11 protein-coding genes are annotated in these 11961 nt (G+C 29.7%); 6 read left to right on the forward strand and 5 right to left on the reverse strand.

Annotation, left to right across the window (positions count from 1 at the left end):
• Window positions 1-115 precede the first annotated feature (115 nt).
• From AB0T67_RS06190 to eda, 6 genes are all read left to right on the forward strand, one after another.
• Window positions 116-1114: a GntR family transcriptional regulator gene (locus tag AB0T67_RS06190; protein ID WP_369219584.1), complete on the forward strand. Its 999-nt coding sequence runs from the start codon at window positions 116-118 to the stop codon at window positions 1112-1114.
• A 77-nt stretch (window positions 1115-1191) separates the two neighbouring features.
• Window positions 1192-2778 carry a solute:sodium symporter family transporter gene (locus AB0T67_RS06195; protein WP_369219585.1) on the forward strand — a complete coding sequence of 529 codons (1587 nt, stop codon included), beginning with the start codon at window positions 1192-1194 and terminating at the stop codon, window positions 2776-2778.
• A gap of 9 nt (window positions 2779-2787) precedes the next feature.
• A complete protein-coding gene (gene zwf / locus AB0T67_RS06200; protein ID WP_369219586.1) occupies window positions 2788-4251 on the forward strand; it encodes a glucose-6-phosphate dehydrogenase in 1464 nt (487 codons plus the stop codon).
• A gap of 4 nt (window positions 4252-4255) precedes the next feature.
• Window positions 4256-4930 carry a 6-phosphogluconolactonase gene (gene pgl, locus AB0T67_RS06205; RefSeq protein WP_369219587.1) on the forward strand — a complete coding sequence of 225 codons (675 nt, stop codon included), beginning with the start codon at window positions 4256-4258 and terminating at the stop codon, window positions 4928-4930.
• 11 nt (window positions 4931-4941) lie between these two features.
• Window positions 4942-6744: a phosphogluconate dehydratase gene (edd, locus tag AB0T67_RS06210; protein WP_369219588.1), complete on the forward strand. Its 1803-nt coding sequence runs from the start codon at window positions 4942-4944 to the stop codon at window positions 6742-6744.
• An 11-nt stretch (window positions 6745-6755) separates the two neighbouring features.
• Window positions 6756-7319: a bifunctional 4-hydroxy-2-oxoglutarate aldolase/2-dehydro-3-deoxy-phosphogluconate aldolase gene (gene eda, locus AB0T67_RS06215; RefSeq protein ID WP_369219589.1), complete on the forward strand. Its 564-nt coding sequence runs from the start codon at window positions 6756-6758 to the stop codon at window positions 7317-7319.
• A gap of 110 nt (window positions 7320-7429) precedes the next feature.
• Here the strand turns inward: eda and dgoD are convergent, their stop codons facing one another.
• Genes dgoD through AB0T67_RS06240 form a run of 5 tightly spaced genes read right to left on the reverse strand, consistent with a single transcriptional unit; the run spans window position 7430 to window position 11779 of the window.
• Window positions 7430-8584 (reverse strand): galactonate dehydratase, encoded by a 1155-nt coding sequence (gene dgoD, locus AB0T67_RS06220; RefSeq protein ID WP_369219590.1) that lies wholly within the window; start codon window positions 8582-8584, stop codon window positions 7430-7432.
• Window positions 8565-9203 carry a 2-dehydro-3-deoxy-6-phosphogalactonate aldolase gene (locus AB0T67_RS06225; RefSeq protein ID WP_369219591.1) on the reverse strand — a complete coding sequence of 213 codons (639 nt, stop codon included), beginning with the start codon at window positions 9201-9203 and terminating at the stop codon, window positions 8565-8567. Before AB0T67_RS06225 ends, dgoD begins: the two co-directional genes overlap by 20 nt.
• Window positions 9187-10104, reverse strand: a complete 918-nt coding sequence (locus AB0T67_RS06230; RefSeq protein ID WP_369219592.1) for a 2-dehydro-3-deoxygalactonokinase — start codon at window positions 10102-10104, stop codon at window positions 9187-9189. Before AB0T67_RS06230 ends, AB0T67_RS06225 begins: the two co-directional genes overlap by 17 nt.
• Before the next feature lie 15 nt (window positions 10105-10119).
• Complete coding sequence (locus tag AB0T67_RS06235) at window positions 10120-10983, reverse strand: SMP-30/gluconolactonase/LRE family protein (RefSeq protein WP_369219593.1); 864 nt, start codon at window positions 10981-10983, stop codon at window positions 10120-10122.
• A gap of 16 nt (window positions 10984-10999) precedes the next feature.
• On the reverse strand, window positions 11000-11779 hold the full coding sequence (locus tag AB0T67_RS06240) for an SDR family oxidoreductase (RefSeq protein ID WP_369219594.1): 780 nt from the start codon (window positions 11777-11779) through the stop codon (window positions 11000-11002).
• Window positions 11780-11961: the final 182 nt, after the last annotated feature.

Here is an 11961-nt window from a genome sequence, read left to right on the forward strand (position 1 = left end):
AAATATAACTCAATTTTAAAATCAAATTATTTAACATTATTTTCTCAATAAAAAACAACACATACTAGTAGGTACCAGTTGGTTTACTATAATTTAATGATATATCTTAGCATTTATGAGTTTCATGATTCTTGAAGAAAATAATGGAATGCCTAAATATAAACAGATAGTAAAATCTATCGAAGATGGTATTCTTAATGGTCATTACAAACAAGGAGATAAATTACCTTCAATTAATAGAGTTAAACTACAGTTTTCTATTTCTAGAGATACCGTACTGCAAGCATATGGCTTACTTAAATCCAGAGGAATTATACAATCAGTTCCTGGAAAAGGCTATTATGTAAAAAGTAAGAATATAAGTACTTCTAAAAAAATATTCCTATTATTTGATGAATTAAATGCTTTTAAAGAGGATTTATATAATTCTTTTTTATCAAATTTAGACGAAGGCGATAAAGTAGATATTTTTTTCCATCACTTTAATCAAGATGTTTTTAGTAAATTAATACATGATAATATTGGAATTTATAATACCTATATTGTTATGCCTGCTAACTTAAAAAACACGCATTTAATTTTAGATGTTTTACCTAAAGACAGCGTATATATCTTAGATCTAATAGGAAAAGAGCATTTTAAATACTCCGCTATTTATCAAAATTTCGAAAAAGATATTTTCCAATCTCTTGAAACAGGATTAAAATATTTAAAACCATACAAAAAATTAATATTACTCTTTGTAGATGACAATCAACCAATCGGAATGTTAAAAGGCTTTAATAAATTTTGTGAAAAACATCATTTTAATAATGAAGTCGTAGCTAGTTTCGAGAATAGAATTTTATCAAAAGGAGACCTTTATTTAATTCCTGATGACAGAAATTTAATTCGTATCATTAAAATGATAAAAACATTAAACTTTGAATTAGCAAAAGATATTGGAATTATTTCATACAACGACACTTTATTAAAAGAGGTTGTTCAAGGAGGAATAACAACAATATCAACTGATTTTAACGCTATGGGAAAACGTTTAGCACAAATGGTTACAAAGCAAGAAAATGTAAGAATTGAAAATCCAAATAGCTTAATTTTAAGAAACTCTATTTAATAACTTACACCTAATTTATATTTAAAATAACCAAACAATAATCAACTAACTTAACAATATATTTTAACTTAAATAATATGCAGATAATTACATTTTTAGCATTTACCATTTTAGTAGCGGTTATATCCTACTATAAATCCAGGAAAACAAATGAAAAAACATCAGATGATTATTTTCTTGGAGGAAGAAGTTTAACAGGTGTTGTAATAGCTGGATCATTGTTATTAACAAATCTTTCTACAGAACAAATAATAGGATTAAATGGTGCTGCTTTTAAAGATGGAATTTTAGTAATGGCTTGGGAAACCTTAGCCGCTATAGCAATGGTACTTACAGCAGTTTTTTTATTACCTAAATATTTAAAAGGAGGAATAACTACTATTCCTCAGTTTTTAGAAAAACGATACGACAAAACAACAAAAGCAATCACCTCTATTTTATTTTTAAGTGGTTATGCTATTGTTTTATTACCTATCGTTTTATATTCTGGGGCATTGGCTATTAATAGTATGTTTGAAGTTCCTGAACTACTTGGAGTATCTAAAAATGTTGCCCTATGGATAACCGTATGGCTTATAGGAATAATTGGTGGTGTTTATGCCATTTTTGGTGGTTTAAAAGCTGTTGCAATTTCTGATACAATAAATGCAGTTGGTTTACTTATAGGTGGAATGTTAATTCCTATTTTTGGTTTAATGGCAGTAGGTAATGGAAATGTATTTGATGGAATTACTGTTTTAATGACAGAACATCCTGAAAAATTCAAATCTATTGGAGGGCCAGAATCATCTATTCCAATTGAAACAATTTTTACAGGTATGATGTTAGTACAACTTTTTTACTGGGGAACAAATCAAGCTATTATTCAACGTGCTTTAGGTGCAAAGAATCTTAAAGAAGGGCAAAAAGGTTTACTTTTAGCTTCTTTTATTAAAATATTAGGGCCGTTAATTGTCGTATTACCTGGTATTATAGCTTATCATATGTTTGGTGACCAAATAGTAAACCCTGATGAAGCTTACCCTATGTTAGTTTCTAAAGTACTTCCTAAAGTATGGCTTGGTTTTTTTGCTGCAGTATTATTTGGGGCTATTTTAAGTTCTTTTAACTCTGCTTTAAACAGTTCTGTTACCTTATTTAGTATTGATATTTATCAGTCATACTTCAAAAAAGGAGCTAATGAAACTAACGTTATAAAAGCAGGAAAAACCTTTGGTATTGGGCTTGCTTTAATAGCTATGTGTATTGCACCTTTATTAATTTATGCTTCAGATGGATTATTTGGTTATTTACAAGAAGCTAATGGTATTTATAGTATTCCTATTTTAACAATTATTGTAGTTGGTTTTTTAACAAAATATGTACCTGCTATTGCTGCAAAAATTGGAATTATATCAGGGTCTATTTTATACATTATAAGTCAATTTATAATTAAACCATATGTAATAGGTGCTGATAATTATCCTCATTTTTTACATGTAATGGCTATTCTTTTTGTTTTAAATGTACTAATAATGCTGTTAATTGGTAAGTTAAAACCTCGTAAAGAAGCATATGTACAACTATATACAAAAGAAGTTTCTATTAATCCTTGGAAATTTACCAACTCTTTAGGTATTATTATATGTGTTTTAGTATTGTCTATTTATATTTATTTTATTTAAAAATGAGTAATGAGTAAAAAAGATAAAATGTTAGAAGCGTTTAATTTTGTAATTTTTGGTGGTGATGGAGATTTAGCTATGCGCAAAATTTATCCAGCATTATTTTGTCGATTTACTGAACAACAAATTGGAGGAAACTTTAATATTGTTGTGATTATTAGAGACGAAATGCCTATTGAACCACTTCTTGAAAAAATTAAGGAACAAATTACAGTTCCCGATCAAAAAATTGATTTTAATTCGAAAATTATAGCTGATTTTATTTCTAAAATCACTGTTATTCTTATAAAAAATCATAGTATAAAAACGTATCAACCTTTAAAAAATATTTTAGAAGAACATAGCGATTATCAAGATGTTTTTTATTTTTCAACTCCCTCATCTGTATTTGTTGAAATTTGCGATACGTTAAGAGAATCATCTATAGTAAACCTTAAAAGTAAAGTAGTTTTAGAAAAACCTTTAGGTAATAGTTTAGCTTCTTTTGAAGAAATAAACACCCAAATAACCAAAACTTTTTCAGAAAAACAGATTTATAGAATTGATCATTATTTAGGAAAAGAAACAGTACAAAACCTTATGGTATTAAGGTTTTCTAATCATTTATTTGAACGTTCTTGGGATAGTGAACATATTGATAATGTTCAAATTACTGTTGCTGAAGATTTAGGTGTTGGTACTAGAGGTGGTTATTATGATAAAAGTGGTGCTCTTTTAGATATGGTTCAAAATCATTTATTGCAACTATTATGTTTGGTTGCTATGGAGCCACCTATTTCTGTAGAAGCTGACCAAATGCGTAACGAAAAACTAAAAGTATTACAATCATTACGCATGTTAAATGCTGAATCTGTAAAAACAGATACTGTTAGAGGGCAATATACTAGAGGAAAAATAAATAAAACAAAGGTTAGTTCCTATTTAGAAGATATTAATAAGTATGCTTCTAATACAGAAACTTTTGTCGCTTTAAAAGCCTATGTAGATAATTGGCGATGGAAAGGAGTTCCTTTTTATTTAAGAACAGGAAAAAGATTAGAACAACGTTATTCTGAAATAGTAATTAACTTTAAATCTGTTAAGCATAATATTTTTAATCCTAAAACTACCGTCCCTAATAACAAACTTATTATTCGTTTGCAACCAGAAGAAAGAATATCTATTGTTCAGATGACAAAAATTCCTGGTCCTGGTGGTTATAGATATAAACCAATTTCATTAAAATTAGATTATTTAGACTCTTTTAATGAAAGACTACCTGAGGCTTATGAACGACTTTTGATAGATGTTTTAAGAGGAAATCAAACCTTATTTATGCGAGAAGATGAATTAAGAGCCGCATGGACTTGGATTGAATCAATTACTGATAATTGGAAAAAAATTAAACAACCAATAGACCTTTACGAAGCAGGAACAACAGGACCTAGAGATTCAGTAATGTCTAATGGAGATACTTGGGAGATACATAGTTAAAATTATGAAAGAATTTTATTTTGATAAAACAGAAGAACTTGAAAAGGAATTAGCTACTACAATAGCAAATTCTTTAAAAAAAGCTATTACCCTAAACAATGTAGCTTATTTACTTGTTTCAGGAGGTGGTACTCCTAAAAAAATGTACACTCAATTAGCACAATTAGACATCCCTTGGGAAAAAGTACATATTGGTTTAGTTGATGAACGATTTGTTGCTACAACTTCAAATGATAGTAATGAAAAAATGATAAAAGAACATCTTTTAATTGCTAAAGCATCCGTAGCTAATTTTTACGGAATGGTAGCAAACATAAATGATGAAAAAGATAATATCACTTTAATTAATCAAAAATATAACGAAGTTTTTAAAGAAATAACCGTTACAGTATTAGGTATGGGAGGAGATGGACATACTGCTTCTTTATTCCCTTCCGACCCTGCATCAGAAGAAAATTTACAACAAAATAAAGTTGCTATTATAAATACCAAAGCACCTAAAGCACCTGTACAAAGAATAACATGTAGTAAACAAATGTTATTAAATGCAAATAAAATTTTCTTAATGACAACAGGTAAAGAGAAATATGAGGTATTAAATAATAACGATAAACGAACACTTCCGATATTTAGTTTTGTTGATAACAAAAAAGATATAGAGTGGTATTATAGTATTTAATTTCAAGAACAATGAATAAGATAATTTCAGAAGTTACCAATAGAATAATTGAAAGAAGTAAAAATTCTCGTCAACTGTATTTAACACAAATGCAAAAGGCTTTTTCTAAAGAAGTTTCAAGAAACACTTTAAGTTGCGGGAATTTAGCACATGGATTTGCTGCTTGTAGCACACATGTTAAAAATGAATTATCTGAATATATAACCCCTAATTTAGGAATTGTTACGGCATATAACGATATGTTATCTGCTCACAAACCCTATGAGAATTATCCTCAAATGATTAGAAAATATGCTGAAAAGCATACAGCAACAGCACAAGTTGCTGGAGCAGTTCCTGCAATGTGTGATGGGGTAACTCAAGGACAAGACGGTATGGAATTGTCTTTATTTAGTAGAGATATTATTGCATTATCTACTGCAATAGCACTTTCTCATAATATGTTTGATGGCGTTATTAATCTTGGTATTTGTGATAAAATAGTCCCTGGATTAATAATTGGTTCACTTAAATTCGGACATTTACCTGCCATATTTATGCCTAGTGGTCCTATGGAAACAGGAATTAGTAATGATGAAAAGGCTCAAATTCGTCAAAATTTTGCAGAAGGAAAAATCGATAGAGATGAATTATTAAAAGGAGAATCTGATTCTTATCACTCTCCAGGAACTTGTACTTTTTTCGGAACAGCCAACAGTAATCAAATGCTCATGGAAATTATGGGACTACAATTACCTGGGGCTAGTTTTGTAAACCCTGATACACAACTTAGAAAATTACTTGATGAAGAGGCTGTAAAAATCATCAGTAAAAACTGTAAAGAAAAAGATTTTGATAATACACTAGCTTCGATATATAGTGAAAAAACAGTAGTTAATGGTATTATTGGTTTGTTAGCCACGGGTGGTTCTACAAATCATACAATTCATTTAATAGCCATGGCAAAAGCTGCTGGTATTATTATTAATTGGCAAGATTTTTCTGATTTATCAGGAGTTATACCACTTTTAGCTAGAGTATATCCTAATGGTAGTGCTGATGTAAATCATTTTCACGCAGCTGGTGGCGTTGGTTTTATAGTAAACACTTTATTAAAAAACGGGTTATTACATGAAGATGTAAATACCATATTAGGTAAAGGATTATCTAAATATACAAAAGAGCCAAAAATAGAAAATGATAAACTTATCTGGGTTGAAGGCTCTAAAACTACATTAAACGAAAATGTAATTAGAACTGTAGAAAACCCTTTTTCTAAAGATGGTGGACTAAAAGTTTTAAAAGGAAATATTGGAGAATCTGTTATAAAAACCTCAGCCGTTAAAGATGAATATTTAATAATAGAAGCACCTGCTGTAGTTTTTTTAACACAAGAAGCTTTAATGGATGCTTTTAAAAATGGAGAACTAGATAAAGATTTTATTGCTGTACTTCCCTTTCAAGGACCTAAATCTAACGGAATGCCTGAGTTACATAAACTAACACCTTCGTTAAGTATTTTACAACGTAGAGGTTTTAAGGTTGCCTTAGTTACTGATGGTCGTATGTCTGGTGCTTCAGGAAAAGTACCTGCGGCAATACATTTATCTCCTGAAGCTTTAGATGGTGGCGTTATTTCTAAAATAAAAACAGGTGATATTCTTAATTTAAATGCCATAACAGGACAACTTAATGTATTAAATGAAACCGTTGTATTAGCCAGAAAACCAGCTAAAAAAACCATTGAAAACAATCAAGGTTCTGGAAGAGAATTATTCGGAAACATTAGGAATATAGTAGGTTCTAGTCAAGATGGCGCTAGTTTTTTATTCTAAAAAAGAAAATTATGATTCAAAATAATATTAGAGAAATTCTTAAAAATAATCCTGTAATACCAGTTGTTACTTTTAATAGTTTAGATGAAATACCACAAACTGTTGAAAAATTATTAAGTAAAGGAATAAAATGTATTGAAATAACGTTAAGAACACCAATATCATTTGAAGCTATTGCTAAAGTTAAAGAAGAATATGGAGATGTTTTACAAGTTGGTGTAGGAACTGTTATTCACAAAAATCAAATACAAAAAGTAAAGGATTTAAAGGCTGACTTTATAGTAAGCCCTGGTATTTCTAAAGAAATGGCAAGCGACTTAGAAGAAAGTGATATTCCTTTTATTCCTGGAGTAACTTCACCTAGTGAAATTATGTTAGGTTTATCATTAGGATGGGATACTTTTAAATTTTTTCCAGCTAATTTATTTGGCGGGACAACTGCTCTAAAAACATATTATAATGTTTTCCCGAAAGTAAAATTTTGTCCTACAGGAGGTGTAAATGAAAAAACTGTTGCTGAGTATCAAAGCTTATCAAACGTTATAAGCGTTGGAGGTTCTTGGATGATGAAGTAATTTTTTATAATATCATTAAAACACCTTGACAAAATTTTAAAAACCGCAAACAAATATATTTTAGATAAATGTTAGCGGTTTTTTTTATTTTTTATGATGAAATAAGTTTTTTACCACTCAGCAAAAGAACCATCTTCATGTCTCCAAATAGGATTTTTCCAATCAACATCAAATTTCTTATCAGCTTCAATAACGGCTTCTTCATCTATAACAACACCTAAACCTGGTTTTGGTAAGGGTTTTATATATCCATCAATATATTCAAAATCTTCTTTATTTTTCACATAATCAATAAGTTCAGCAGTTCCTTTGTTATAATGAATCCCCATTGATTGCTCTTGAATAATAGCATTTGGCGATACAAAATCAATAGCCAAACAAGCCGCTAAAGCAACAGGTCCTAACGGACAATGAGGTGCTAAAGCAACATCATAAGCTTCTGCCATTGATGCTATTTTTAAACATTCTGTAATACCTCCTGCATGTGATAAATCGGGCTGAACAATACCTAATCCACCTTGTTCAAAAATTCTTTTAAAATCGTATCGACTAAACATTCTTTCACCTGCAGCAATAGGAATACTTGTTTTAGCTGCTAAACGTGCATAATTTTCAGAATAATCATGTAAAACAGGCTCTTCAATAAATAAAGGGCGATACGGTTCTAACTCTTTAATTAACACACTTGCCATTGGTGTACTTACTCTTCCGTGAAAATCTAATCCAAAATCGATGGTATTTCCAAAAGCAGCACGAATAGTATCTATTCTTGAAATTACTTGATCAATTGCTCTGTTAGAATCAATCATTTTCAATTTTCCTGTTCCGTTTAACTTAAAAGTGTCAAATCCTTTTTCTTTATATAACTTGATATCATCAACTTCATCCGAAGGATTATCTCCTCCAACCCAGTTGTATAATTTCATTTTATCACGACACAAACCACCTAGTAATTCATATACTGGTTGATTCATCACTTTTCCTTTAATATCCCATAAAGCTTGGTCAATTCCTGAAATAGCAGACATTAAAATACCTCCACCTCTGTAAAATCCACCTCTATAAAGTACATTCCAAATATCATTTATTCTACTTGGGTCTTTCCCTATTAAATAAGGACTTAATTCTTTCACTGCTGCTTGAACAGTATCTACACGACCTTCTAAAACTGGTTCTCCCCAACCTGTAATACCTTCATCAGTATCAATAGCTAAAAACTGCCAGCGTGGTGCAACTTTATATAATCTAATTCCTGTAATTTTCATTTTTGTAATTTATATATGCGTTATAAAATTGTGTTGCTTTATCTTTAGTTGTTTCAACTGATTGATTTGGTTTGTATAAATCTCCACCTAATCCTGCACCGTTAAATCCTAACTTTAGATAATCGCTTAAATTTGCTGGATTGATTCCTCCAACGCAATAATATTGTTGATTTTTAGGAGCAATAGCCATAATAGCTTTACAATAATTTAGTCCCATACTACCTGCTGGAAAAACTTTTACAACAGTAGCTCCTCCTTGACTAGCTGCAATTACTTCTGTTGGTGTTAAAGCTCCTACACAACTAACCATATTATTAGCAACACTTTTAGTCAAAATATCTATATTAATATTTGGGCTTACCATCAATTTAGCATCTAACGAAATTAAAGTATCAAGATGCGCTTCAGTAATAACAGTACCTGCACCTATAAAAGCAGTATTATCAAAATGATTTTGTAAAATTTCAACGCTTTTATCCCAATCAGGCGAATTTGTAGGAATTTCAATAAATCGGAAACCTACCTCAAATAATGCTTTCGCATGTTCAAGTACTTCTGTTGGTTTAATCCCTCTTAAAATGGCAATTAATGGCAATTCAATTTTATCTAATGAAATCATGTGCTATAGTATTATATCCCTGAATAGTAACTTCTTGAACGTCCAAGAAATTAACATTGTTTAAATTAAATGATTGAAAAGCTAGTTCATATAACTCACTAAGATGTTTATTAGCAACTACACCTATTTTTTTATCAGCTGTAATTTGAGCTAATTGACTTTTTACTTCATTTCCGATAAGCATCCCTGAAAGATATGCAGGAACTTCTGTTTTGTCAATACCACCTAGCAATAGCTTTGCTCTGGTAGAAAATAATGACGCTATAATCGCATCAGAATTTTTTGCTGTTTGAAGTCCTTTATGAAATCCTTTTAAAGAGAATGTTTTTTTATCTTCAACCATTCCTAAAAGAGAATTATGTAATAAAACTTCATATAATTCACCTGTCATTACTGTTGAAAATGAATCAATAATAGGTGTATTGTCTTTATTTATAACATGAACCCATTTACTATGTGTTCCTGGTAAAATTAAAAGATCATACGCTTCATTTTTTAAAGCACCGATTAGCTGAATTTCTTCACCTCTCATTACCCCGTACGCATCCTTTTCTTCATTTTTAATACAAAGCCCTGGATACATATAAACAGGATTAATGATAATATCCTCTTCTATATTAATAATATTTTTTGATGTATTATTGATACTAAAAGGACAATTAACGTAAGCAGTATCTATCCAACCAGCAGCTCCACCAACCATACCACTTAGTAATATTGGTGTATTTTCAGAAGCTGAAAAAGTTTTAATAATTGTTGATAAAATAGCGGTATATTCTAATTTATCAGCAATGTTTTTTACACCTTTTTCTGATGAATATGTATTTGTTACCCTATTATTTTCAATAAAGTATCCACGTAAATTTGTCGATCCCCAATCTATGGCTATATATTTATTCATTAAAATTTTAAGGTTTTAAAGTTTAAATCTGTTTATAGTTCTTGTTTTATAAGTAGTATCTGCGATACTAATTTTACCTTCATTTTCAGATGGATTTTCTAATCCTACTTTTGCAGAGGTAAAAAGTATTTTATTTCCATTTTTTGATGGATAAATAACACAGCTTGTCGGTTGTTTTACTGGCAATTCAAATTCAGCATGAGTATTCATATTCTTAAAAACATCAAAAACAGTAGTTTTTGATAATCCCCAACGAGCGTTTATTAAATAATTATCACCTGAAAAATAAGAACCATCCATACCTCCTGCTTCAATTTTAGGAGTACAACTTTTTTTATCATTCCAATTAATTGCATTGGCTTTGTCTATAAAAAATTGATTGGTAGCGGTATCTCCAAAAAGAACCTCATCATCAAAAAAAGCTAAGGTATTAGGAATACTAACGTTACTTTCTAATAATACTAATTTGGTTTCTTTTGATGAAAAACGATACCAAGAACCTTTATTCGGTTTTGCATCATAATCCATCGTTCCAAAAAACAAATCACCATTTGGCGAAATTTGCGCTTCATTTGGGCGAGTATCTTTTTCAGGGAAATCAATCCATTTTTTAACAACTATTTCTGTTAATAAATCAAAAGATAAAACTCCATTTTCAGTAACTAAAAGCAAAATTCCTTTTTTAGTAGTTGGCAATGCCGCACTACATAAAAAAGGAAGTTTTATTGTATTAATTTTTAATGTAGCAATGTCTAATGTGTAAATACTATTTTCTAGAATATCTACCCAAATAACTTTTTGAAGATAATCGCAGTAAATAGGTGTTTCTCCTAAAGTATTCTGTGGCGCATGAGAAACCACATTAATATTATGTATCATTTTTTAAAACCTTTGGTTAATCATGATAAATTTTAGAACGTCCACCATCAATTAAAATATCCGTAGCATTTATAAAACGAGCTTCGTCACTCGCTAAAAACAATGCTGTATGCGCTACTTCTTCTGGTGTACCAATTCTTTTACAAGGCAAAATATCTTCTTGTTCTTTTTTTTCAGCTTCAGGATTTGGTGATGCATTAAAACTATCTTCAATCGCAGGCGTTAATATCAACCCTGGAGAAATTGAATTAAAACGAATATTTTGTGAAGCATATTGAATTGCTAAAGAATTTGTTAAACCGATAAGTCCGTGTTTAAATACTGGATAAGGAAAACAATCTTTTATAATTTTATGCCCGTGTACCGAAGCGATATTTACTACATTACCATATTGTTGTTTAATAAAAAAAGGTAATACTGTTTGTGAACAATTCCAACTTCCTTTTAAATTTAAGTTATAACAAAGTTCCCATTGTTCACTCGTAATATTCATTGGATCTTCAAAAACATTTTTACCTGCATTGTTTATTAAAATATCAATACGATTAAACTGTTCAATTGTTTTTTTAACTACCGATTCAATATGAGTTTTATTTGTAATATCTACTTCGTAGGTTAATATTCTACCGTTTTTTATTGAAGAAAATTCTTTTGCTGTTTTTTCTAATTCTGCTACATCTTTATCTGTTGCTATAACAATAGCACCTTCTTGCATAAATAATTTTGTAATCGCTTTTCCTATCCCTCTTGCGCTACCTGTAACAATAGCAATTTTATTGTCTAATCTATTTCCCATACTCTCTTTTCAAATGACTATTATTCAAATGTAATTTATTTAGGTTTCTGAATTAAATAATCTACTTGAAAATAGTAACATTAAACAAATAAACTGGTAGCTAACAGTTGTATTTTAAAAACAAGTTTATTGTATTTTGTCTCAAATTTTTGTAGTTAGATAATGATTTTTACTAAAAATTT

The sequence above is a fragment of the Tenacibaculum salmonis genome (assembly GCF_041053065.1).
Lineage (GTDB): Bacteria > Bacteroidota > Bacteroidia > Flavobacteriales > Flavobacteriaceae > Polaribacter > Polaribacter pacificus_A.

Coding starts and splice junctions, on each gene's coding strand:
- AB0T67_RS06190 (WP_369219584.1), top strand. CDS start 116: ATGAGTTTCATGATTCTTGAAGAAAATAATGGAATGCCTAAATATAAA.
- eda (WP_369219589.1), top strand. CDS start 6,756: ATGATTCAAAATAATATTAGAGAAATTCTTAAAAATAATCCTGTAATA.
- AB0T67_RS06195 (WP_369219585.1), top strand. CDS start 1,192: ATGCAGATAATTACATTTTTAGCATTTACCATTTTAGTAGCGGTTATA.
- zwf (WP_369219586.1), top strand. CDS start 2,788: ATGAGTAAAAAAGATAAAATGTTAGAAGCGTTTAATTTTGTAATTTTT.
- pgl (WP_369219587.1), top strand. CDS start 4,256: ATGAAAGAATTTTATTTTGATAAAACAGAAGAACTTGAAAAGGAATTA.
- AB0T67_RS06235 (WP_369219593.1), bottom strand. CDS start 10,983: ATGATACATAATATTAATGTGGTTTCTCATGCGCCACAGAATACTTTA.
- AB0T67_RS06225 (WP_369219591.1), bottom strand. CDS start 9,203: ATGATTTCATTAGATAAAATTGAATTGCCATTAATTGCCATTTTAAGA.
- AB0T67_RS06240 (WP_369219594.1), bottom strand. CDS start 11,779: ATGGGAAATAGATTAGACAATAAAATTGCTATTGTTACAGGTAGCGCA.
- dgoD (WP_369219590.1), bottom strand. CDS start 8,584: ATGAAAATTACAGGAATTAGATTATATAAAGTTGCACCACGCTGGCAG.
- AB0T67_RS06230 (WP_369219592.1), bottom strand. CDS start 10,104: ATGAATAAATATATAGCCATAGATTGGGGATCGACAAATTTACGTGGA.
- edd (WP_369219588.1), top strand. CDS start 4,942: ATGAATAAGATAATTTCAGAAGTTACCAATAGAATAATTGAAAGAAGT.